This window comes from Phaeobacter sp. JH20_08, from assembly GCF_048056635.1.
Taxonomy (GTDB): domain Bacteria; phylum Pseudomonadota; class Alphaproteobacteria; order Rhodobacterales; family Rhodobacteraceae; genus Phaeobacter; species Phaeobacter bryozoorum.
This window is the reverse complement of the sequence record NZ_JAYMVV010000005.1, coordinates 220,863-243,598: the sequence shown is the minus strand read 5'-3', so window position 1 is coordinate 243,598 and position 22,736 is coordinate 220,863. Positions and strand designations below refer to the sequence as shown.

Genomic DNA, 22,736 nt, shown 5'->3' with positions numbered 1-22,736 from the left:
CCGGTGCCCTTCGCCCCTGGAGTGCCCCTATGACCGAGTTCACTATCGCCTCCTTCAATGTGAAGAACCTGATCGGTCCCGATCAAGAATACTACAGGTTTCAAAGCTACACGCCCGAGGAATATGCTTGGAAATCCGATTGGTTGGCCGATCAGCTGCTGACGCTCGATGCCGATATCGTGGGGTTTCAGGAAATCTTCGATGAGGCGACGCTGCGCGAGGTGGTCGCCGAAACCGATCGGCGTGGCAAACAGGTAAACGCCGCGACCCTGCCCGATCGCTCCAAACGCTATCACCGCAAGGCCATATTCCGCAAACTCGTCTACACGCCCTATACCGATGCCAAGCTGGCCTATGCTGCCAATACGAATGACCACGACACTCCGGGCAAGCGTCGCCCCGGTCTCGCGATTCTGTCACGTACGGGTTTTGTGGAACCGGTCGAGATTATTCAGGACCTGCCGCTGCCGCTGGATATCCCGATGGCCTGCCTGGGCGGCGAGGATGACGCGGGCTACTACACGCTGCGACGGCTGTCTCGACCGATCATGAAGGCCCGCATTCCCGTCGCGAACCAGATCATCAGCGTATTCAACTGCCACCTGAAATCGAAACTGGGCGAGTTCATAACACCACTTGGGGTGCCTTATGCGCCCGAAACCGTGCTCACGGCTTATGATGCCAGTGGGCGGGCCATGGGCGCGTTACGGGCAGCTCTGCGGCGTATGGCCGAGGCCTGGGTTCTGCGCCGCGCCATCCTGGACGAGCTGGAACAGGACCGGCCGGTCATGGTCCTGGGAGACTTCAATGATGGCGAGGATGCCGTCAGCTCTGAAATCATCAGCGGCGAGACACCGTTTCGCAACTACTCCTGGATGCTGCGGCATGACGCTCGCCACTCGGGAGATCGCTACAATCCGGACGAAGACCGTCAGATCCGGGAGATGATCGACCGGGTTCGCCTGCGTTCGGCGGAAAAGCTGTTTCTCAAGAAATCTCTCCGTGACGTGGTATACACCACCACATTCGGAGGAGTGCATCAAAGCATCGATCAGATCTATATGTCCCGCCATTTTGATCCCGAATGGACAGGGGCCATCGGCGAAATGCAATATTTCAGCGTCTTCAACGACCACCTTACTGATGGCAGCCATCCAGAAGCGCCTTATAACAAGCTGGCCTCCGACCATGGGCAAATCATGGCCCATATGCGGCTCGAGACTGCCGAATAGAGCCGCGATCCAGCCGCATGGCGGTGCTCGGATCGGGTTTACGTCCTGAAACACGCAGGCTAGGGAAGCGCATCAAATAGGCTCAGGAGGAGTTCCATGCCGCTTGCAGATCTGGGCGACATCCGGGTGAACTATCAATTGGATGGACCGCCTGACGGCCCGACGCTGGTGTTCGCCAATTCCCTCGGCACCGATCTGCATGTCTGGGACGACGTGGTGAAGCGCTTGCCGCCGTCGCTGCGCATCATTCGCTATGACCTGCGCGGCCATGGCGGCACGTCAGCCACGCCCGCTCCCTATTCGATGGGCGCTCTGGTACGCGATGCCGAGCGCCTGCTGGATCATCTGGGGGTGCGGGACTGTATTTATGTTGGTTTGTCGATCGGCGGGATGATCGCGCAGGGGCTGGCCGTCAAGCGGCTGGATCTGATACGCGGACTGGTGCTCTCGAATACGGCGGCCAAGATTGGCACCCCCGCCAAATGGCAACAGCGCATTGATGCGATCAAGCAGGATGGGCTTGATGCGGTCGCCGACACGATCATGCAGAACTGGTTTGCTCCAGCCTTCTACAGGTCCCCGGAGCTGGCCCATTGGCGCGCCCAGCTGCTTGGGCAATCGGTCGAAGGCTATATCGGCTGCTGCGCGGCCATCGCCGGAACTGATTTTTACACCCCAACCAGCGGCCTGCGCCTGCCAACCTTGGGCATCGCGGGATCGGATGATGGTGCAACGCCGGCAGATCTGGTTCGCGAAACGGTGGATTTAATCCCCGGATCAAGGTTCGAGCTGATCCGCCGCGCCGGACATCTTCCCTGTGTCGAAGAGCCCGATATCTTTGCCGACCGTTTGGTGACCTTCCTGAGGGAGCTCGGGCATATTGACTGATCTGCTGCTGGTCCACGGCTCCTGCCACGGTTCGTGGTGCTGGCGCGACGTCCTGCCTCAACTGGAAGCACGCGGGGTCAACGCACGAACCATCGACCTTCCCGGCCCTCGTATAGGCGGCAACGCGCGGGGGTGCGATCCAGTCGCTGTCACTTTGGAGGAAACCGTAGCCGCTGTCCGCGACGCCGCGCGATCAGAGACTATCGTTGTGGGCCATTCCTGGGCCGGCTACCCGATTTCAGCCGCAGCCGATATCGGCCCACCGCTGCGTGGATTGATTTACCTTTGCGCCTATGTCCCCTGGAATGGCCTGTCGATGATCGACATGCGCAAACGCGGCCCAAGCCAACCGCTCATCGGCAAGGTTTTGAAAACCGCGGACGGGCAAAGCTACTGTTTCGACCCCGAAGCCGCACCGGATCTGCTATACCACGATTGCCCGAGGTCAGTGGTGGACTATGCGCTGTCGCGACTGGCACCGCAGCCGATCAGGCCGCAAGACACGCCCGTGAAACTGGGTCCACAATGGGCCGCGACACCAAAAGCCTATATTCGATGCACCCAAGATCGCGTCATCCCGCCAGAGTATCAGGCAGAAATGGTGGCGGATTGGCCCACTGATCGGGTAAAAAATCTCGACACGTCACATTCGCCGTTCTTTGCCGCGCCCGATCAACTGGCAACGGTGATGGCAACCTTAGTGAAAGATCTCTGATGGCCGCTTCTCTTTTTGACAGTCAGCTCTATGCCGCGCTTTTTCCTGCCGGAGATGTCTCCCGGCTGTTTTCAGACAGTGCTGAAATCCGTGCCATGCTACTGGTCGAAGGTGCTCTAGCGAAGGCGCAGGGCAAAGTCGGCATTATCCCCGAAGACAGCGCCGCCGCGATCGGACGCGCCGTGATGGAGGTCGCTCTTGATCCTGGGGCACTGGCTGCCGCGGCTGGGCAGAACGGCGTGCCGGTTCCAGGTCTGGTCGCAGCGCTGCGGAGCGAGATGAGCGCGCCGGAACATGCACAATATGTTCATTGGGGCGCCACCTCGCAGGACATCATGGACAGCGCGCTGATGCTACGCCTGCGACAGGCGCTTGCGGCGGTGGAAGGAGATCTGATGGCGCTGCTGGCCCAGCTCTCCGATTTGGCTGAAGCCCATGCCAGCCTGCCGATGGCCGCACGCACCTACGGCCAGCTGGCCACGCCAACAAGTTTTGGCGCTGTCGTGGCCGCCTGGGGACAGCCCCTGCTTGGGCTGTTGGACGAATTGCCAAGGTTGCGCGACAGCTGTCTGCTGGTGTCACTTTCAGGCGCCGCGGGCACCTCTGGCGCGCTTGGCCCCCGGGTTGCGGAGCTGCGCGCAGAACTGGCCGCCGGTCTGTCGCTCGCCGATCCGGGTCGCAGTTGGCATACCGACCGCACGCCGGTCTTGCGTATTGCCGATTGGTTTACCCGGGTCTGCGTTGCATTGGGCAAACTAGGTACTGACTGCCTCGCCCTCCGTCAGAGTGGTATTGATGAGATTGCGATCAGCAGTCGCGGCGCCTCATCCACAATGCCACAGAAGCAAAACCCGGTAGGCGCCTCCGCATTGGTTGCGCTGACGTCGCAGGCAAACGCCCAGCTCTCGGCCCTGCATCATTCTGCTGGCCATCAGCACCAACGGGACGGCACAAGCTGGCTCGGCGAATGGTTAAGCCTGCCGCAGACCGTTTTCTGCGCCGCCAGTGCCGTGCGGATTGCCAATTCCATGACCCGGGGGCTGACACCGGATGTCGACCGCATGCGGCACAATCTGAACGCTGCCAACGGTACCATTCATGCCGAAGCGTTGAGCTTTGCTCTGGCTGAGCATATGCGGCGCGGTGAGGCGCAGGCGATGGTCAAGGAGCTCTGTGCCAAGGCCGCCCAAGACGGAAAGTCGTTGCAGGAAATCACGGTCGCGCATTATCCAGAGCTTGATCACACCGCGATCTTTGACGCAGCACGGCAACTTGGCTCTGCCCCGGAAGAAGCACAGCAATTTGCGAGAAGCGTCACCGCCCTGCAAGCCAGACGAAATCCCTCCTGACCCGGCGGTGATCGGCGCAACCGTTTCCCTGCCCCCTGCGCCAATTCGTCTTCAAGATACGACGCGTCACAGACGGTTTCGGGCTTGCGGGCTCGCTTCCCCCGGTCCACCGTGACCACTAAAAGGGGAGAGACGCGACATGCCTATCGTTAAAGCAGCCGTATGCCATCAGTTCGGCAGCCCGCTTGTGATCGAGGATGTCCAGCTTGCCGCGCCGCGTAGCGGTGAAGTGGAGGTCACACTGGATGCCGTCGCGATCTGCCACAGTGATATCTCCTATGCGGAGGGTGCCTGGGGCGGTTTCCTGCCCGCTGTCTATGGTCACGAGGCTGCCGGCGTGATCAGCGCCGTTGGCGAGCATGTTCATGGCTTCGCCGAAGGCGACAGCGTGGTCGTGACCCTGATCCGCTCCTGCGGCAGCTGTCCCAGCTGTGCAGGGGGCGCTCCAACGCTGTGCGAGACCCCCTATGATGCTATCAATGGCCCGCTGAAAACCCTTGCAGGTTCCCCCCTGATGCAGGCCATGGCCTGCGGTGCATTTGCAGAGCGGGTGGTGGTTGACCAACGCCAGATTGTGAAAATTCCGGCAGATCTGGGTAAAGACGTTGCCGCACTTCTGTCCTGCGGCGTGATCACCGGTGTCGGCGCTGCGGTGAACGCCGCCCAGCTGCGCGCAGGCCAGGATGTTGTGGTGATTGGTGCAGGCGGTGTCGGCCTCAATGCGATTCAGGGCGCCCGTATCGCCGGCGCCCGCCGCATCGTCGCTGTCGACCTCAGCGAGGACAAGCTGGCCATTGCCGAAGAGTTCGGGGCCACCCATACGGTTCTCGGCAGTCTGGATGCCCCTTGGAAGGCCGCCTACAAAGCGCTTGGCGGTCGCGGTGCAGATGTCGTCCTGGTCACCGTTGGTGCGATCCCCGCCTACGATCAGGCCACAAGGTATCTCGGTGTCGGTGGGCGCATGGTGATGATCGGCATGCCCCATTCCGGCGCGAAAGCCAGCTACGAACCCGTGATCATGGCGGCTATCGGTCAGGGCATGATCGGGTCGAAAATGGGCGACGTCGTTATCCAGCGCGATATTCCATGGATGGTAGACCTCTACAAACAAGGACGTTTGAAGCTGGACGAGCTGATCTCCGGCCGGTGGCGGCTTGAAGAGATCAATGCAGCGATCGCAGACACCAAGACGGGCTCGGCGCGCCGCAACATCATCGTTTTCGACCAATAAACCGTTCAGTAGCCACGGGGAAATGACATGAAACTGCAAGACCTCGACATCATCGTCACAGCCCCACCCGCGCCCGGCTGGGGAGGGCGCTATTGGATCCTCGTCAAACTGACCACCGATACCGGCATCATCGGCTGGGGCGAATGCTACGCGGCCTCGATCGGCCCAGACGCGATGAGCCACGTGATCCGTGATGTATTTGACCGCCACATGCTGGGACAATCGCCAGAAAACATCGAATGGATGTTCCGACGGGCGTACTCGTCAGGTTTCACCCAGCGGCCCGACCTCAGCGTCATGGGCGCATTCTCAGGACTGGAAATCGCCTGTTGGGACATTCTCGGAAAGGATCGCAATCGTCCGGTTCACGCACTTATCGGCGGGCGAATGAACGAGCGGCTGCGCGCCTATACTTATCTCTATCCGCAACCCCATCACGACATGGATGCGTTCTGGAACAGCCCCGAGCTGGCAGCTGAATCCGCCATTGCAGCTGTGGAGAACGGATATACAGCGATCAAATTCGACCCCGCCGGTCCCTATACGATGCGCGGCGGGCATATGCCGGCACAATCTGACATCACGAAATCCGTCGCCTTCTGCCGAGCGATCCGTGAGGCTGTGGGAGATCGTGCCGACCTGCTATTCGGAACCCATGGCCAGTTCACGCCCGCCGGCGCCATTCGGTTGGGGCAGGCTCTTGAACCCTATAGTCCCTTGTGGTTCGAGGAGCCGACACCCCCCGATTTGGTCGCGGATATGGCCCGTGTCGCTGAACGGGTGCGCATTCCCGTTGCCACCGGAGAACGGCTGACCACCAAGGCGGAGTTTGCCGCTGTGCTGCGCGCTGGCGCGGCCGAAATCCTGCAACCCGCATTGGGGCGGGCAGGTGGCATCTGGGAGGTCAAGAAGATTGCGGCCATCGCCGAGGTTTTTGGTGCCCAAATGGCACCGCATCTCTACGCCGGTCCGGTGGAGTGGGCTGCCAATATCCAGTTGGCGGCGTCGATCCCCAACCTTCTGATGATCGAGACCATTGAAACGCCGTTCCACATGTCGTTGATCAAGCAGAGTATCACGATCGAAGCTGGGTGCGTCATCCCCTCGGACGCCCCCGGCCTTGGTATCGAGGTAGACGAAGGTCTCGCCCGCGCCCATCCATTCGAGGGAGACGATTTGCACCTCAATATGCAGGATGCCCCCTGCAACTACGCCGATGGTAACAGTTTTGTCGGCGGCGCGCCGCCCAAAACCAAATAACAGAACTACCCGTCGCAGTAGGATTTCGAACCTGTCGCGCATGCGCGCCGCCTGTCTGACCATCCGGCCTGCGCTTGCCCTGCCACAAGTCTCGGCCGCGCTAGCTCGACACGTAGCCAGCAACCACCTGCAACAGTTTAAAAGCCGTGGCGGCATCGTTTTCGACAACTGCGAGGAACTCCTCCTCACCGATCCGCAAACACGTCAGCTCGCTTTCGGCAATCATGCTCAGCGCCCTGGGTTCCTTCCGGATCAATCCCAGTTCGCCAACCAGACGACCGGCACCGACCTTGGCTACGAGACGGCTGTCATCACCTGCCTGCGGCAGATATAGGCCCGCTTCGCCCTCCAGAATCATATAAGCGCCGTCACTCGCTTCATCGTCCTTGAGAAACACCGTGTCACCAGCCTTGGCGGTATACCAGCGCGCCCCAAAGGCAAGAAGCCGGAGCTGGCGACGGTTGAGCTCGGAGAACAGCTCAGTTTGCTCAAGCGCCCGTAGTTTCCGTGCAAGATCAGCACTGCCCGCACCATCACTGACCGCATCCGCAGCGGGGGTGTCACTCACCAACCGGCCCTGGCGAAGCTCATAATAACTGTCGAAGACATCCGGGCTTTCAAAACTGCTGCCCAGATAGATCAGCGTCGTCTCTGGCAAAAGATGGCGAAGGTTCTTGTGAATGGCGATGCGTGTATCCAGATCGTAGCTCGCCATTGCAGCGTCTAGGATCAGGATATCCGGGCGCTTGATCGAAGCGCGCGAGAAGGCAAGCGGCTCGGCAAAGCTGGCTGCAAGCCCCTGCCCGCCTATCGCAATCGGCAGATCAAAAATCAGCTCAACAACCCGGTCACGCACGCCGTTCTCGACAAGAACCTCTGAGACCAGCTTCTGCACCTCCTCGGCTCGCCCGCCGGCGCTATCGGAAATCTTGCCGAACAGGGCATTCTCGAGCACCGTCAGACCCGGAGCAAAGGCCCCCTCATCAAGCGGCTCGAAAATATCACCCAGCGTCGCCATCAACTGCTTGGAGTGGCTTTGGCGGAACGCAAGAATGCGCTCTTCTATCTCATCGCTGAACGCAGCACCGATTTGTTCGGCAGAGATGCTGAAAGGCACGATAAGTAACCGCGCAAGTTCTTCATGGCTCAGCGTAGAGACGCCATCGTTCCGAGTCTTGTCGACCAGCGCCAGCGCCCCCTCATAGGCCGAAGCCTCCAGCCCAAGCTTGCGGAAGAGCGGATGATCGGTACCGTCAATGCCAAAGATTTGCCGCAGCATTTCCACCACGTCACGGCTGAGCGCGACGAGATCGACGTCAAGATCGAGTGCCCTGAGTTGATCCAGAAAATCACTCTGTTGCCTCAGGACGTCTTCGGTGATCCGCGCTTGCGTGGTTGCATATAGAAGGTTCTCCGCCACCGGCAGGGCCGGATTGTACCGATCTGACGCCAGAAAGTGCACGTATTGTTCCAGGCCCGCCTTGGTAACCGCCTGCTGCACCTTTGGTCGCAGTTCGACCAGCTGAAGCGCCAATTCTGAATGACTCTTGGCATCAAAACGCTGTTCGACGCCACGACGGAACAGGGCGGTATCGGACCCGATCCCCGACACCAACCGCAGCCACCAGTCGCGCAGCTCCGCCTCGCTGGAGAACCCGGCCAGGCTCGGGTCCAGCCAGGAGGCGTCCAGTGGATCTGGGCTGTTACCCGCACGCTGCGCGACATCATAGCGCCGCAGGTCCTGCGCGGTACCAAGCGGCCGCTGCCTGATCGGCATCATCACATTGTCGCCAAAAGAGCCCTGAAACAGCACCGGGCGGGACGTGGCATGACCGATGCGGGCGGCGATCACCGCCTGATGAATGTCACGCATGTTCTGGTCATCGATACAGACCTTGCCCGCCGAAGGCAGCAATTCGCGGGTCAACAATCCCGCCAACGCACGGCGATCCTCCTCCGAGGGCGCGGCAACCCCGATCACCTTGCCTGCCGGGAAGCGGGCATTGAGATCTTCCAGAACAAGATTGCCATCCGCATCGCGGACGTTGACCCCCTCCACGACGATATCGCCCCGAAGCCGTTTCAGATCCTCGGGAGCGCCCGTCATCAAGGCCTCATCGACCATGCCGGGCGGGTCAAATCTCTCCAGGATCACATCCCAGCGCAACGCCATATCCTGCGTCTGGTTGTAATAGGCCAGCAGTTCCTTCCAGGGCGATGCCAAGTCCTTGTAGGCGGCAAGGGCTGCAACCAGTGCACCGAGCGAGACCTTGCCTTCAAGCACCAGATAGCCGCCAACTGCATAGAACAGAAACGGTGTCAGCTGGGTAATGAAGTTGTTGAGAAACTTCATGAAGAATTTTTTCTGATAGATCGCAAACCGGATGTCATAGAGCCATCCGAGCCGATCCGTGATGACAGCCATCCGGTAACGCCAACCGCCGTTCAGACGTAGGGTAGATGCGCCAGCGGCGCTTTCGCCGATCTCGGAGGCCAAAGCGCGGATCTGATGAATGCGCTTCTTGTTCAACAGGTTGATTTGCCGCTGCAACATCGGGATCAACCAGCCCTGCAAGGGAATTAGCGCAACCGCCGCCAGACCGAACCAGACACTCTGCATGAACAGAAAATAGAGGATCGTCAGCATCTGACCGGCCTGTAGCACCGGCTGGCTGACCGCATCCCCCATCAACCCCCCCATCGGCTCACTTTCCGAGGTGATCATAGACACCAGTTCGCCCTGGCTTACCCGCTCGAAATACGGCTGTGGGAATCGCACAACACGCGAGATCAACCGATAGCGAAACCGCCGCAGCATCCGCTCGGCCAGAACCCCCTTCATCGTGTTGATGCGCATTTTCAGCAGACCATGCGCGAGAACCGCCAGAAGAAATCCACCGCAGAGAAGCCAGAGATAATGCAGCTGGTTCAGCTCGTACCCAAGCAGGTCAATCGTGGAGCTCTGCGCCCCGATAGCATCGTTGATGATGCGTTTTGGCAGTTCCAGAGTAAGATAGAGAAGTGGAAACAGGCAGGCCGTGACCACCAACAGAACCAGTTGGTCGCGCTTTGAGTAGTTCCAGATAAACCGAAAAAGAGTGCGTTCTATGGGACGGCTCCGAAATGGAAAATGTTACGGAAACTGATCCCGATATGCCTAGCCCGGATTGCCAGTTGCAGGCAATGGCAAGACGGACGTCACACGCCGTGTCGTCCGGTTCAATCCAGCTGACCTTGCCTAAAGCCTATCCAGATGACGGAGCGTCGTGGCGATTAGTGCCACAGGCCATTTGCCTGTTTCGAAAAAATACGTAAGCTTTCAGCGCGCGACACAAAACGGGGCCATTGCTTTGACAGACCACCTCGCATCCCTTTTGGGATTGCTTTGCCTGCTTCAGATCAAACACATGTTTGCGGATTTCTACCTGCAAACACCCAAGATGCTCTCGGGTCGTGGTGAATATCTGCATGCCGGACGGGCACAACATGCGGGGGTGCATGTGATGGGATCCATTATTGCCTTTGTTATCATGGGCGCTCCGGTTGGCTTCATCTTGATCATCTGCGCGCTGGAATGGGTGGCACATTTCAACATCGACTATTGCAAGGCCTGCTATTCCAAACGCAAGGAACTGGCACCGAATATGGCTGTCTACTGGCGCGCGATGGGCACCGACCAGGCCTTACACCAACTCACCTATCTTGCGATGGCAGCTGCCTGGGCGCATGTCAGTTTCGGCTGAAAGCCGAAGCAGCGCGACCTAAGCTGTCGGCGCCCGGGACAAAGCTCAGCGCGTGACAGGTTCGTCGCGCTTGATGGTCCGCAGCACCACGTTTGTTTGCGCACTGGCAACCGCAGGCAGGCGGAACAGAAACTCCTCAAGAAACCGATTGTAGGCGTCAAGATCAGGCGCCAATACCCGCAGGTGGTAATCCGACTGCCCCGTGGTGGCATAGCATTCCTGAACCAGACGGCTGGTCTCAACCGCCTTGATGAAGTCCGCCAGCTTTTCGCGGTCGTGACGGGTCAGCTGCACATGGACAATCGCGTGAAATCCCAGCCCCATCGCCGCCGCGTTCACCACCGCGCCATAGCGCTCAATGACACCCGCCTCCTCCAGTGCGCGCACCCGCCGCCACAACGCCGAAGCTGACATCCCCACCGCCTCTGCCAGATCCGCATTCGACATCCGCGCATCCTGTTGCAGCAGCGTCAGGATCCGACGGTCCCGATCATCAAGGGTGAGATCATCATCCATGGTAAAATCATCCAAATTCTTACACCACATGGAAATATCATTCATGAATGGAGTAAAACAGAGGTAATCTGGCAAGAATATCCAGCCAATGTGGATTATCATTTCGCGCATATGATCGTATCATTGCAAGGGATACTCCAATGACCCAGCTCAGCCACGATTTTCGCAGTTACCAGCTGGATGACCGGTATGAGATGACGACGGGCCGCGTCTTCCTGACCGGCACCCAGGCGCTGGCGCGCGTGATGCTGGATCAGGCACGGCGCGACAGATCGGCCGGATTGAATACCGCAGGCTTTGTATCCGGCTATCGCGGCTCTCCGCTGGGCGGCGTTGATCTGGAATTCTGGCGCAGCCGCACACGCATGGACGCCAATAACATCACCTTCATGCCCGCCGTGAACGAAGATCTGGGCGCAACCGCCGTCTTGGGCGCGCAGCAGGCCATTCTTGACCCTCACTGCGAGGTCGAGGGCGTGTTCTCCATGTGGTATGGCAAGGGACCGGGGGTCGACAGGTCCGGCGATGCGCTGAAGCACGGCAACGCCTATGGCTCATCCGAGAAGGGCGGCGTTCTGGTCGTTGCAGGCGATGACCATGGTTGCGTCAGCTCCTCAATGCCACATCAATCCGACGTGGCCTTCATGTCCTGGTTCATGCCGGTCCTGAACCCGGCCGATGTCGGGGAATTCCTGCAGTTTGGCGAATACGGCTTTGCGCTGTCGCGCTATTCGGGCACTTGGGTAGGGTTCAAAGCCGTCTCGGAAACCGTGGAAAGCGCACGCTCCGTGGACCTGCGCCCGGACCGCGCTTTCTCCTACCCCGAACTGCCCAATTATCCAGGCGGGCTGCACATCCGCAGATCAGACCTGCCCTCGCCGGAGATTGAGACCCGAATCCACGCCAAGCTGCGTGCGGTGCGTGCCTTCGCCGAGGCAAATCCGATTGATACGCGGATCTACGATCTGCCGGAGGCAAAATTCGGCTTTGTCACCACTGGCAAGGGACATCTGGACCTGATGGAGGCGCTGCGCCTGCTCGGACTTGATGCCGCCGCCTGCAAACGTCTCGGTATTGATATCTATAAGGTTGGGATGGTTTGGCCCTTAGCCCGCACCGAGGCGCTGCGTTTTGTAAAAGGCAAACAGGAAGTTCTGGTAGTCGAGGAAAAACGCGGCATCATCGAGAGCCAGTTCAAGGAATATTTCTACGACTGGCCAGGCGACAAACCGGAACGGATGGTCGGCAAACATGACAGTCAGGGCAACCCGCTGATCCCCTGGACAGGTGAGCTGTCGCCTTTGCAGCTGGTGCCGATCGTGGCGGAACGCCTGAACCGGTTCTTCCCAGAGGAAAACCTGTTGGAGCGGGCAGATAGCCTGACGGCCAAGCCCCCTCAGTTGCTGAATATCCCCGGTGCCACCCGCACCCCCTATTTCTGTTCGGGCTGCCCTCATAACACCTCCACTAAACTGCCTGAAGGCAGCAAGGCCAACTCGGGAATTGGCTGCCATGTCATGGCCAGCTGGATGGACCGCGACACAGCCGGTTATGCCCAGATGGGAGGCGAAGGGGTGCCCTGGACAGTTGCCTCGAAATTCAACGGCGGCAAGCATGTGTTCCAGAACCTTGGCGAGGGCACCTGGTATCACTCCGGCTCTCTGGCAATCCGTCAGGCGGTCGCTGCGGGCACAAATATCACTTATAAAATCCTCTATAATGATGCGGTCGCGATGACCGGCGGCCAGCCGGTGGATGGACCGGTCAGTGTCTCAGGCATCGCCCAGACCTGCCGCGCAGAAGGCGTCGACCGGATTGCGCTGGTGTCCGATGAGATCGGCAAGTTCTCCTCCTCCGATTTCCCTGCGGGCACCAGTTTTCACGACCGTGCCGAAATGGACACCGTCCAACGCGAGCTGCGGGAGATCCCCGGCGTTACCGTCTTGATTTACGAACAGACCTGCGCCACCGAAAAACGCCGCCGCCGCAAGCGTGGCACAATGGAGGATCCAAAGCGGTTTGCCTTTATCAATGATCTGGTTTGTGAGGGCTGCGGCGATTGTTCGGTGGAATCCAACTGCCTGAGTGTCGAGCCGAAAGAGACCCCCTTTGGCCGAAAACGCAAGATCAACCTTTCAAGCTGCAACAAGGATTTCTCCTGCCTGAATGGTTTCTGCCCAAGCTTCGTAACCGTGGAAGGTGCAACGCGGCGCAAGAAAGAAATTGCCGCTTTGGACATTGGTACGCTGACCGCTGGCCTACCTATGCCTGCTTTGCCATCGCTGGAGGATCCGTTCGATCTTCTGGTGACCGGTGTCGGCGGTACGGGCGTCGTCACGGTCGGTGCTCTGATCACTATGGCCGCGCATCTGGAAGGGAAAGGCGCCAGCGTCCTGGACTTTACCGGCTTCGCACAGAAGTTCGGCACCGTACTCGGCTACATCCGCCTTTCAAATGCACCGGACGCGCTGCATCAGGTGCGTATCGACCAAAATGCGGCAGATGCGGTAATCGGTTGCGACGTGGTGGTCAGTTCCGCTCCGAAAGCGTCAGCCCACTATCGCGAGGGCACGAAAATGGTGCTGAACCGCGCCGAAATGCCCACAGGCGATCTGGTCCTGCGCCGTGATGCCGACTTGATGGCCGCTCTGCGCGAAAAATCCATCGCCGGCGTCATCGGTGCCGACAACCTGTCGGGCTTCAACGCGAATGAAGCGGCAGAAACTCTGCTTGGCGATGCCGTTCTGGCCAATGTCATGATGCTGGGCTTTGCCTGGCAAAAGGGACTGGTTCCGGTCAGCCTCGTCGCCCTTGATCAGGCTATTGTCTTGAACGGTGTTGCGATCGAGAAGAACCGCCTGGCCCTGGCCATCGGGCGGGCCTTCGCTCATGATCCGGCGCGCCTGTCACATCTCTACTCCGAAGAGGAGGCGCGCGCAGAAACCCTGGCCGAGCTGATTGACCGCCGCGCCACGTTTCTGACCGGCTATCAGGATGTTGCCTATGCAAAATCTTATACTGCCCAGCTGGAAACCCTGCGCGATGCCCTTCCTGCGGATCGGTCTGAAGAGCTGGTCAAGGCAGCCGCAAGATCGCTGTTCAAACTGATGGCCTACAAGGACGAATTCGAAGTGGCCCGCCTTCTGAGCAACGATCGTTTTACGCATCAGCTCGAAACCGAATTTGAGGGCAACTTTCAGGTGAACTATCACCTTGCCCCGCCGCTCCTCAGCCGCAAAACCGATGCGCGGGGCCGCCCCCGCAAAATCCAGTTCGGCGGCTGGATGCGTCCGGCGCTCCGCCTTCTGGCGAAGGGACGCCGCCTGAGAGGCCATCGCTGGAACCCCTTCGGTCATCACGAAGAGGCACGTCTGCACCGTGATCTGCTCAGCTGGTATCAGGGCATCCTCCAGCAGGCCGCCGTACGCTATACAGCAGAGGATCACGACAAATGGCTGTCCGTGCTGACTGCACCGATGGATATCCGTGGATACGGACCGGTGCGCATGGCCGCCGCCGAAAAGACCAGGGCCGACGTCGACAAGCTGCTCACTGCGATGTGAGACCGCGTCTCAGGGGCGCCAGTACTGTTTGGCGTATTCCGCAAATTCGGCCAGCTCTGCGGGGCTGGCCGACTGGCCGGTAAAGACCTCCAGATAAGCCCCCGTCATGCTGAGCCGCTGCTCGTACGGCTCATTAAGGCCCGCCATGTCGTAGCCCAGCTGCATGTAATAGAGCACTTTGGCCCGCGTTTCTGCATCGCGTTCAGGGTAATCATAGCGCCGAAACATCGAGGTCAACGCATCGATCCTGCGGGCATCCGACATGTCCAGAATATTGCGCACATGGCCGGATCTGCGCGCCCAGTCCCGTATCGCGAAATCAAGAGCCGTGTTGAACAACTGCGGGTTCGCCGTACAGCGAAACACATTCAGGACAGCGGCGGTAATGGTCTCTGCCGCAGCTTCAGCCTGCCCCATCAGGCCAACCGTATTGGTCTGTTCCCAATTGGTCAGCAGCGCGTCCAACAGATCCTGCCGTGACTTGAAATACCAATAGAACGAAGACCGAGAAACCCCCATGCGTTCCGCCAGCGCAAGCACCTTGACCTGCTCGACCCCGTCGGTAATCAGCACATCCATTGCCACATTCAGCCAATCTGCACGCGTGACCTTGACGTTGCCAACCAATGGGATGGCTTCGGGATCATCGCGGTGCAGGATCGGTTTTTCAGCCATGGCTGACCTCTGAATACTTGGATTGAAACCTCGGCGGGCGGGCCGCAGACGACACGAATGATCTGACCGCACAACTTGCCGCTGTTTGTACAGGCTGTCCATCCGGTCCTACAAGTGTTCTCACAATCGGGCGCTTGGGCGCTCGGCGATCCTATCGTACCACGCGCGGGTCGCAGTATTGTCTGCCGGGATACGCATCTTGATGACCCGGGCGAAGTCGACAAAAACAAAGGCGGCAATGTCGGCCAGGGTCAGATCGTCCAAAGCGACACAGACGCTTTGCTGCAAGCGCGCCTCCAGCAGATCGAAAAACCTCGCAGTTCGGGCAAGACCTCGTTCTGCCAACTCTGGAATCTGAGCATGATTTTCGGGGCCGGGAATGGCCCGGTGGGCAAAGGCCGGGTGGCTGTTTCGCAGCGCTTCGGCGATCGGCAGTCCGCCCTGCGCCTCTACTATCGCATGCCACATCAGGACTTGCCCTTTTTCCGCCGGAGTGCGCCCCATCAATGGCGGTTCCGGGTGGAGCGCCTCCAGATAGGCCGCAATCCCCAGGTTCTCAGTCAAGGTCAGCCCGTCATCCGTCACCAGAACCGGCAGCGTCGCCTGCGGATTGACCGCCCGAAACGCCTCAGACAATTGTTCGCCCTTTGCAATTGAAATGTCGCGCGTCTCGATCTCCAGCCCCTTTTCTGCGATGAACATCCGCGCTCGTCTGGGGTTGGGGGCGGTGCTGCAATCGTAAAATATCATAGTGCGGCCTCTCATCTGCGTTTCGGAACGTCTCAAGCAGCCTAGGTCGCCGGAAGGCCACGGCGCCAGTCAAACCCGACGTCGCAACCGCAGCTGACACGCGCGGATCAGCTCACACGGCAATAGATGAAACACCGCCCCGGAACCGCCCCCGCTGGCAAAGGCTGTTCCACCAGCGAGTCGAAATACATCCGGTCTGAGGACACCATAAGGCCGCCCACCGCCAGAAGCGGCTCGACCAGAGGCGAGATCATCCTCGCGAAGGCGTCGTTCTTTTCGCGGTCATGCCCGCCCAGGTCGGCGTGGATCAGGCTGGCGCCTCCCGAAAACCGGTCTGCGGCTGCGGGCAGTGTTTCACGAACGTCACCAAGGATGGTCAGATGTTCCGCTGGCGTGCTGTCGGGATGCGAGGCGACGGCGCGCTCGAACACATAGACGTCACGATCACGAATGCGTTCGCGCATGTGGTGAAAGGTACGGCCATTGCCTAACCCCAGTTCAAACACCGGCTCTGTCCGGCCCGCGGTCTGCGCAATAGCCGCATCCAGACAGGCCCGCTGCGACACCATCCGGTCGATAAACAGATCAAGCCGTGTGGTGGTATTCTGCGCGTTCATGACATTCTCCCTTAGATGACCGTGGCAGCACTAAGGCCGCAAGTTGCGACAGCTGTGACAGAGATTGTCGCGAATGTGTAGCATCCGGAAGCTATGCGTCTCTGCGCTTTTGCACGAGCCTGGGCTGCTCGTGGGCACTCAATTTTTTGGCATCAATCTTTAGGGTATGGAAATGGGATTTGACTATTGCCCCAGTGGCGCGCGACAGTGGGCGAAAAAAACAGGGGATATGGAACCGCTATGCAAGCGCCGCAACGGCTTGGCGGCTTAGGCTAAATGACGCCTCTGCTGTCTGTCGAGAACCTCAGTATCGGATTTGGCCAGGGTGACCCGGTTGTGAGAGACGTGAATTTTTCCGTCTCCGCAGGTGAAACCGTTGCGCTTGTCGGAGAAAGCGGCTCGGGCAAAACCGTGACCTGTCGTGCTGTCCTGCGGATCCTGCCGAAGGCCGCGCAGATCAGGCAGGGCCGGATCTTGTGGCGTGGCGCCAACGGCGGTGGCGAACGGGATCTGCGCACGCTGGGCGAGCGGCAGATGCGAGACGTTCGCGGCAATGAAATCGCAATGATCTTTCAGGAGCCGATGCGCTCTCTTTCGCCCCTGCACAGGATCGGCAATCAGGTTGCCGAAGTACTCTGGCTGCATGGTGGCAAGAGCGAAAGCGCCGCCAAGCGCGAGGTCTTGACCTGTTTTGAACGGGTGGGCTTCCCGGATCCTGAGCGCACCTATAAATCCTATCCTTTTGAGCTGTCCGGCGGGATGCGTCAGCGCGCGATGATTGCGATGGCGATGGTCGCCAAGCCTGATCTTTTGATCGCGGACGAACCGACGACGGCGCTGGACGTAACCACCCAGGCACAGGTACTGGGCCTGATGAAAGACCTCCAGCGCGATACCGGCATGGCGATGATCCTGGTGACCCACGATCTGGGTGTTGTCGCCAATATGGCAGAGCAAGTCGTGGTCATGCACAAAGGCCGCGTCATGGAGTCCGGCAGTGCCGAAGCTGTCCTTGGCGCGCCCGCGCATCCCTACACTCAGGCTTTGTTCAGGGCGGCCCCGCAGATCCCCGAGACACCAGAACCCGTCTCCCCTGTGCCGCAGGACGATCTGATCCTTGAACTGCGCAACATTTCCAAGACATACGCGTTGCGGGCTCGCAAAGGCTGGTCTGCGCCCACCCTTATTCATGCCTGCAAAGAGCTGAATCTAGCGCTCCCGCGCGGCAAGACGCTGGCAATCGTCGGCGAAAGTGGTTCGGGAAAGACAACAGCCGCACGTATTGCGCTTGGCGCCGAAGCCCCCGACCCCGGCGGGGAAGTCTTGTTCAGACCCGCAGCAGATGCCGCACCGATTTCTGTTCATGACATGGACCGCAGCAGCCGGACGGCGTTTCAACGAGCCGCCCAGATGGTGTTTCAGGACCCCTATTCATCGCTGTCGCCGCGGATGCGTGTTCAGGATGCCATGACAGAACCTCTGGAGATCCACGGTTTGGGCAATCGCAGCAGCCGCCGGGATCGCGCCGAAGAGATGTTGCGGCTAGTGGGCCTGCAACCTGAAATGCTGCTTCGCTATCCACATGCGTTCTCGGGCGGTCAGCGCCAACGCCTGTCGATCGCCCGCGCGCTGATGCTCGATCCATCGCTGATCGTCTGCGATGAGCCGACATCGGCCCTGGACGTCTCGGTCCAGGAACAGATCCTGCGACTGCTGGAGGACATCCGCGATCAGCAGCAACTGTCCTATCTCTTTATCAGCCACGACCTGGCTGTGGTGGCACGCATCGCCGATGAGGTCGCTGTAATGCGTCGTGGTATGGTGGTAGAACAGGCGCCGCCTGAAACGCTGTTTTACAATCCTCAGCATCCATACACCAAGGCACTGATTGCTGCGCAGCCGGAACCGAGCATCAAGCGCCCGATCAATCTCAAATTGGTAGCACAGGGCGCCGGATCGCCCGATAGCTGGCCAGACCGTTTCAAATTCTCCGGCATCACGGCACCGCCTTTGGTACAAGTGGAGCCCGGACATAAGGTACGTTGTCATGTTTAATCTGCGCTCATCCCTGAAGACCCTCGCAACTGGCGCGGTTCTGGCCCATGCCCTCAGTCTGGCAATGGCCTCGACGGCCCTCGCCACGCCCGCACAACTGATCGAAAGCGGGTTTTGGGAACAGGAGGTGCAATCCGGCGACCTGCCGCCTGTCGCCGAACGAGTGCCCGAGGTCCCGTTGATCGTCGATCTGGAAGCCAAGGGCCGTCAGTTCGGGGTCCAGGGCGGCACGCTCAACACCATGGTGACGCGGTCCAAGGACATCCGGCAGATGGTGGTGTATGGCTACGCCCGACTGGCGGGCTATGACGAGACCTATCAGCTACAGCCAGACATCCTGCTGGATTTCGAGGTTGAGGATAATCGCCGCTTCACCTTGAAACTGCGTCCGGGTCACCGCTGGTCAAATGGTGATCCCTTCACCTCTGCCGATTTTGAATACTGGTGGAAAGACGTCGCCAATAACCTGCTGCTCAACCCTACTGGCGCCCCGGATTATCTGCGGGTGGATGGGGCGCTGCCAACCGTCAGTTTTCCTGATGAAACAACCATCATCTACGAATGGGCTGCCCCCAATCCCAGTTTCCTGCACAGTCTTGCGCAGGCCAGCCCGCCCTTCATCTATCGCCCATCGGCCTATCTGAAACAGTTTCATGCCGATTACGCCGACCCCGAAAAGCTCGCTGAGGAAGTGGACTATGCCCGGGTCAAGAGCTGGGCCGCCCTGCACAACAAGCTCGACAATATGTATAAGTTCGACAACCACGAATTGCCGACTTTGCAGCCTTGGATCAATGCAACCTCGGGCAAGAAGATCCGGCATCTCTTCGTGCGCAATCCTTATTACCATCGTGTCGACAGCAAGGGCGTGCAGCTGCCCTATATCGACACGGTCGAGATGGAAATCGTGGCAGGCGGCCTGGTCGCCGCCAAGACCAATGCCGGCGAAGCGGACCTGCAAGCCCGCGGACTTGGCTTTCGCGATATTCCGATCCTGCGCAAGGGAGAGAGCGATGGCGCCGCCTACAAGACCTATCTCTGGGGCAATGGAACTGCTTCTCAGATCGCCATCTATCCAAATCTCAACGTAAACGACGACCAATGGCGCCAGGTTCTGCGCGACACGCGCGTACGCCGGGCCCTCTCTGTCGCGATCAACCGGGCCGGCATCAACAAGGCGCTCTATTTCAAACTGGCAAAGCCGGGGGCGATGACGGTGCTTGAGGCCAGCCCCTTCTTTGATCCCGCCCTGCGCGAGGCCTGGGCTCAATATGACCCCGAGCTGGCAAACCAGCTTCTGGACCAAGCCGGGCTGAGCGAGCGTGACAGCTATGGCATCCGTAAACTGCCCGATGGCCGCCCCATGGAACTTGTCGTGGAGACCGCCGGCGAACGTCAGGAGGTAGAAAACGCGCTACAGATCATCTCCGATGACTGGCGCGATGTTGGCGTCAAACTGGTGATGCGGCCCCTTGATCGAGACATCCTGCGCAACCGGGTGTTTTCCGGCACCACAATGGCCTCGGTCTGGTATGGCTGGGACAACGGGCTGCCGCAAACCTATACCTCGCCTGCTTATCTGGCACCGACCGATCAGGTGTTTCTGTCTTGGCCGAAATGGGGCCAATACCATCAGACCGGAGGTGACGTTGGGGAGGCACCGGACCTCGAACCCGCCCAACGATTGATGGAACTCTGGCACGCCTGGGAAGCCGCAACAACGGACGAAACCCGCACCAAGGTCTGGCAGGAAATGCTGAAGATCCACGCTGATGAAGTCTATGCAATCGGTCTGGTCGCTGCGGCCCCGCAACCTGTTGTTGTCAGCAATCGTCTGCGCAATGTGCCGAAAAAAGGCACCTGGGCCTGGGATCCGGGCGCCCATTTTGGCATCTACCGCCCGGATGAGTTCTTCTTCGAAGACGGCAAAGGCTGAGGGACCACGACCAGATGGAGATCCTGCGCTACGCCATCTATCGCTTTGGAACCATGTTGCTGACGCTGCTTGTGGTATCAGTGCTGATCTTCGTCATCATCAACCTGCCCCCCGGTGACTACCTGTCCAACCAGATCGCGGAGCTGCGAGCCTCCGGCCAGTCGTCCGGCGTGGACAAGGCGGAGTTCCTTCGCAAGGAATATGCGCTAGATCGCCCGCTGTGGCAGCAATACATGATCTGGATGGGGTTCATGCCGGGCCCGCATGGGTTCTCCGGGATGATACAGGGCAATTTTGGCTGGTCTTTCGAATTTGACCGCCCGGTTGCCGAGATCGTCGGCGAGAGCCTCTGGCTCACCGTTTTGGTCAATGTTGCAGCAGTGCTGTTTGTCTACCTCGTTGCACTTCCGCTGGGGGTCCTGGCGGCAGCGCGCTCTCGCACCTGGGTCGACTATACCTCTGCCTTCGTTGGATACCTCGGACTCGCAACGCCGAACTTTCTGCTGGCGCTTATCCTGTTCTATTATGGGCATAAATATTTCGATCTGCCAATCGGTGGCCTGATGGATCCCGCCTATGAGGGAGAGCCGATGACATGGGAAAAGGTGAAATCCATTCTGATCCACCTGATTGTGCCAACCTTCGTGATCGGAACCTCCGGCGCCTCGGCCATGATGCAGCGGCTGCGGGCCAATATGCTGGATGAACTCGGCAAACCCTATGTGGAAACCGCCATAGCAAAGGGGATGGCACCGGCCCGGATGTTGGCAAAATATCCGCTGCGTGTGGCCTTCAACCCCTTTGTTGCGGACATTGGCAACCTGCTGCCAGCCATGATCTCCGGCTCGGTTCTGGTCTCCGTTGTTCTGGGCCTGCAGACCATTGGGCCTACCCTACTCACCGCACTCAAAACACAAGATATGTTCCTGAGCGGATTCGTCTTGATGTTCGTCGCACTGCTCACCCTGATCGGGACCATGATTTCCGATGTCTTGCTGGTGATGCTCGATCCCCGCATCCGCTATGAGGAGCGCAAGCGATGAGCACCCAACCCGACAATCGCTACGTCGATACCGCGCCCTATGATCCCAATACGGCCCTGCAAGAGCTGGAGCGCAAGGATCTCGACGCCCCCAATTGGGTGTTGATCTGGCGCAAGTTCAAAACGCACAAACTGGGCCTCACCTCGGGTATCTTCCTGCTGGTCTGCTACCTGCTGCTTCCTGTCATCGGCTTCATAGCGCCCTACGGCCCGAATGAGCGCGACAGCGAGCATATCTACTCGCCGCCTCAATCCATAAACCTGTTCCATGAGGGCAAGCTGCGCGCGCCGTTTATCTATCCGATGACCTCGGAGGCGGATCTCGAAACCTTTCAATGGGTCTTCAAGCCAGATCTGGAAAACCCGCAACCGCTGCGATACTTCTGCGAGGGTGCAACCTACAAGATTGCCGGGCTGTTCCCCTCCGACACCCATCTGTTCTGCCCCCCCGAAGACGCAACTCTGTTTATCTGGGGATCCGACCGGCTGGGCCGGGATGTCTTCAGCCGTATTCTTTATGGCGCCCAGCTGTCACTCACCGTGGGTCTGATTGGCATCACCGTCTCCTTTGTGCTGGGGATATTCTTTGGCTCCCTCGCGGGATACTTCGGCGGCAAGCTGGACTGGATGATCAACCGGATGATCGAAATCCTGCGCTCGCTGCCTGAACTGCCGCTGTGGCTGGCGCTCTCCGCCGCTGTGCCATCCAACTGGTCGCCAGTCGCGGTGTTCTTTGTCATCTCAATCATTCTGGGCATTCTTGACTGGCCCGGACTGGCGCGCTCCGTCAGAGCGAAGTTCCTGTCCCTGCGCGAAGAAGAATACGTCCGCGCTGCAGAAATGATGGGAGCGTCCTCGGGGCGGGTGATACGCAAACACCTGCTGCCGAATTTCATGTCACATCTTATCGCCTCTGCTGCCCTGTCGATCCCGGCGATGATCCTTGGTGAAACGGCGCTCTCGTTCCTTGGCCTCGGTTTGCGCGCCCCGGCCGTTAGTTGGGGCGTCATGCTGAACGACGCGCAAAATCTTGCTTCGATCGAGATTTACCCATGGACCGCTATTCCCATGCTTCCGATCATCATTGTTGTGCTTGCATTCAATTTCCTCGGCGACGGATTGCGCGACAGCCTCGATCCCTACCAGCAATAACCCCCAGGTGAT

At 59.4% G+C, this 22,736-nt stretch carries 17 protein-coding genes; 12 read left to right on the top strand and 5 right to left on the bottom strand.

The features are described from left to right. The first annotated feature begins 29 nt into the window (after positions 1 to 29). The 6 genes from VWY75_RS03235 to VWY75_RS03210 all read left to right on the top strand — a co-directional run bounded on the left by VWY75_RS03235 (position 30) and on the right by VWY75_RS03210 (position 6,675). On the top strand, positions 30 to 1,232 hold the full coding sequence (locus VWY75_RS03235; RefSeq protein WP_416537240.1) for an endonuclease/exonuclease/phosphatase family protein: 1,203 nt from the start codon (positions 30 to 32) through the stop codon (positions 1,230 to 1,232). Positions 1,233 to 1,328: 96 nt separating this feature from the next. Further along, positions 1,329 to 2,120: a 3-oxoadipate enol-lactonase gene (gene pcaD, locus VWY75_RS03230; RefSeq protein ID WP_416537239.1), complete on the top strand. Its 792-nt coding sequence runs from the start codon at positions 1,329 to 1,331 to the stop codon at positions 2,118 to 2,120. After that, entirely contained in the window at positions 2,113 to 2,835 is a 723-nt protein-coding gene (locus tag VWY75_RS03225; protein ID WP_416537238.1) for an alpha/beta fold hydrolase, read from the top strand. The genes pcaD and VWY75_RS03225 overlap by 8 nt, the downstream gene beginning before the upstream one ends. Further along, positions 2,835 to 4,184 (top strand): class-II fumarase/aspartase family protein, encoded by a 1,350-nt coding sequence (locus VWY75_RS03220; RefSeq protein ID WP_416537237.1) that lies wholly within the window; start codon positions 2,835 to 2,837, stop codon positions 4,182 to 4,184. The genes VWY75_RS03225 and VWY75_RS03220 overlap by 1 nt, the downstream gene beginning before the upstream one ends. A 139-nt stretch (positions 4,185 to 4,323) precedes the next feature. Then, complete coding sequence (locus VWY75_RS03215) at positions 4,324 to 5,415, top strand: zinc-binding dehydrogenase (protein ID WP_416537236.1); 1,092 nt, start codon at positions 4,324 to 4,326, stop codon at positions 5,413 to 5,415. Between the two features lie 27 nt (positions 5,416 to 5,442). Then, entirely contained in the window at positions 5,443 to 6,675 is a 1,233-nt protein-coding gene (locus tag VWY75_RS03210; protein ID WP_416537235.1) for a mandelate racemase/muconate lactonizing enzyme family protein, read from the top strand. A 100-nt stretch (positions 6,676 to 6,775) separates the two neighbouring features. On the opposite strand, the gene VWY75_RS03205 is transcribed toward VWY75_RS03210, so the two are convergent. Then, the gene (locus tag VWY75_RS03205; RefSeq protein WP_416537324.1) at positions 6,776 to 9,733 is read right to left on the bottom strand and encodes an ABC transporter transmembrane domain-containing protein; all 2,958 of its coding nucleotides are present in this window, start codon (positions 9,731 to 9,733) and stop codon (positions 6,776 to 6,778) included. Positions 9,734 to 10,025: 292 nt separating this feature from the next. On the opposite strand from VWY75_RS03205, the gene VWY75_RS03200 reads away from it, so the two are divergent. Next, positions 10,026 to 10,418, top strand: coding sequence for a DUF3307 domain-containing protein (locus tag VWY75_RS03200; protein WP_340544401.1), 393 nt, complete (start codon positions 10,026 to 10,028; stop codon positions 10,416 to 10,418). Positions 10,419 to 10,463: 45 nt separating this feature from the next. Here VWY75_RS03200 and VWY75_RS03195 read toward each other — a convergent pair whose 3' ends face one another. Next, positions 10,464 to 10,934: an Lrp/AsnC family transcriptional regulator gene (locus VWY75_RS03195; protein WP_340544400.1), complete on the bottom strand. Its 471-nt coding sequence runs from the start codon at positions 10,932 to 10,934 to the stop codon at positions 10,464 to 10,466. A 140-nt stretch (positions 10,935 to 11,074) separates the two neighbouring features. Between VWY75_RS03195 and VWY75_RS03190 the strand changes: the two genes are divergently transcribed. Next, entirely contained in the window at positions 11,075 to 14,497 is a 3,423-nt protein-coding gene (locus VWY75_RS03190) for an indolepyruvate ferredoxin oxidoreductase family protein (RefSeq protein ID WP_416537234.1), read from the top strand. A gap of 9 nt (positions 14,498 to 14,506) precedes the next feature. On the opposite strand, the gene VWY75_RS03185 is transcribed toward VWY75_RS03190, so the two are convergent. The 3 genes from VWY75_RS03185 to VWY75_RS03175 all read right to left on the bottom strand — a co-directional run bounded on the left by VWY75_RS03185 (position 14,507) and on the right by VWY75_RS03175 (position 16,539). After that, positions 14,507 to 15,172 carry a TetR/AcrR family transcriptional regulator gene (locus VWY75_RS03185; RefSeq protein WP_340544397.1) on the bottom strand — a complete coding sequence of 222 codons (666 nt, stop codon included), beginning with the start codon at positions 15,170 to 15,172 and terminating at the stop codon, positions 14,507 to 14,509. A 120-nt stretch (positions 15,173 to 15,292) separates the two neighbouring features. Further along, positions 15,293 to 15,922, bottom strand: coding sequence for a glutathione S-transferase family protein (locus VWY75_RS03180; RefSeq protein ID WP_416537233.1), 630 nt, complete (start codon positions 15,920 to 15,922; stop codon positions 15,293 to 15,295). 107 nt (positions 15,923 to 16,029) lie between these two features. Beyond that, entirely contained in the window at positions 16,030 to 16,539 is a 510-nt protein-coding gene (locus VWY75_RS03175) for a class I SAM-dependent methyltransferase (protein ID WP_416537232.1), read from the bottom strand. A 276-nt stretch (positions 16,540 to 16,815) separates the two neighbouring features. Here VWY75_RS03175 and VWY75_RS03170 point away from each other — a divergent pair, with 276 nt between their 5' ends. Genes VWY75_RS03170 through VWY75_RS03155 form a run of 4 tightly spaced genes read left to right on the top strand, consistent with a single transcriptional unit; the run spans position 16,816 to position 22,724 of the window. After that, positions 16,816 to 18,594, top strand: a complete 1,779-nt coding sequence (locus VWY75_RS03170) for a dipeptide ABC transporter ATP-binding protein (RefSeq protein ID WP_416537231.1) — start codon at positions 16,816 to 16,818, stop codon at positions 18,592 to 18,594. Further along, positions 18,587 to 20,530: an ABC transporter substrate-binding protein gene (locus VWY75_RS03165; RefSeq protein WP_416537230.1), complete on the top strand. Its 1,944-nt coding sequence runs from the start codon at positions 18,587 to 18,589 to the stop codon at positions 20,528 to 20,530. Before VWY75_RS03170 ends, VWY75_RS03165 begins: the two co-directional genes overlap by 8 nt. A gap of 14 nt (positions 20,531 to 20,544) precedes the next feature. Then, the gene (locus tag VWY75_RS03160) at positions 20,545 to 21,573 is read left to right on the top strand and encodes an ABC transporter permease (RefSeq protein ID WP_416536501.1); all 1,029 of its coding nucleotides are present in this window, start codon (positions 20,545 to 20,547) and stop codon (positions 21,571 to 21,573) included. After that, the gene (locus tag VWY75_RS03155; protein ID WP_340544390.1) at positions 21,570 to 22,724 is read left to right on the top strand and encodes an ABC transporter permease; all 1,155 of its coding nucleotides are present in this window, start codon (positions 21,570 to 21,572) and stop codon (positions 22,722 to 22,724) included. The genes VWY75_RS03160 and VWY75_RS03155 overlap by 4 nt, the downstream gene beginning before the upstream one ends. Positions 22,725 to 22,736 lie beyond the last annotated feature (12 nt).

Bases quoted from the DNA above. Each gene is read 5' to 3' on its own strand.
- VWY75_RS03235 (WP_416537240.1), top strand. From the start codon at position 30: ATGACCGAGTTCACTATCGCCTCCTTCAATGTGAAGAACCTGATCGGT.
- pcaD (WP_416537239.1), top strand. From the start codon at position 1,329: ATGCCGCTTGCAGATCTGGGCGACATCCGGGTGAACTATCAATTGGAT.
- VWY75_RS03220 (WP_416537237.1), top strand. From the start codon at position 2,835: ATGGCCGCTTCTCTTTTTGACAGTCAGCTCTATGCCGCGCTTTTTCCT.
- VWY75_RS03215 (WP_416537236.1), top strand. From the start codon at position 4,324: ATGCCTATCGTTAAAGCAGCCGTATGCCATCAGTTCGGCAGCCCGCTT.
- VWY75_RS03210 (WP_416537235.1), top strand. From the start codon at position 5,443: ATGAAACTGCAAGACCTCGACATCATCGTCACAGCCCCACCCGCGCCC.
- VWY75_RS03195 (WP_340544400.1), bottom strand. From the start codon at position 10,934: ATGGATGATGATCTCACCCTTGATGATCGGGACCGTCGGATCCTGACG.
- VWY75_RS03190 (WP_416537234.1), top strand. From the start codon at position 11,075: ATGACCCAGCTCAGCCACGATTTTCGCAGTTACCAGCTGGATGACCGG.
- VWY75_RS03185 (WP_340544397.1), bottom strand. From the start codon at position 15,172: ATGGCTGAAAAACCGATCCTGCACCGCGATGATCCCGAAGCCATCCCA.
- VWY75_RS03180 (WP_416537233.1), bottom strand. From the start codon at position 15,922: ATGATATTTTACGATTGCAGCACCGCCCCCAACCCCAGACGAGCGCGG.
- VWY75_RS03175 (WP_416537232.1), bottom strand. From the start codon at position 16,539: ATGAACGCGCAGAATACCACCACACGGCTTGATCTGTTTATCGACCGG.
- VWY75_RS03170 (WP_416537231.1), top strand. From the start codon at position 16,816: ATGACGCCTCTGCTGTCTGTCGAGAACCTCAGTATCGGATTTGGCCAG.
- VWY75_RS03165 (WP_416537230.1), top strand. From the start codon at position 18,587: ATGTTTAATCTGCGCTCATCCCTGAAGACCCTCGCAACTGGCGCGGTT.
- VWY75_RS03160 (WP_416536501.1), top strand. From the start codon at position 20,545: ATGGAGATCCTGCGCTACGCCATCTATCGCTTTGGAACCATGTTGCTG.
- VWY75_RS03155 (WP_340544390.1), top strand. From the start codon at position 21,570: ATGAGCACCCAACCCGACAATCGCTACGTCGATACCGCGCCCTATGAT.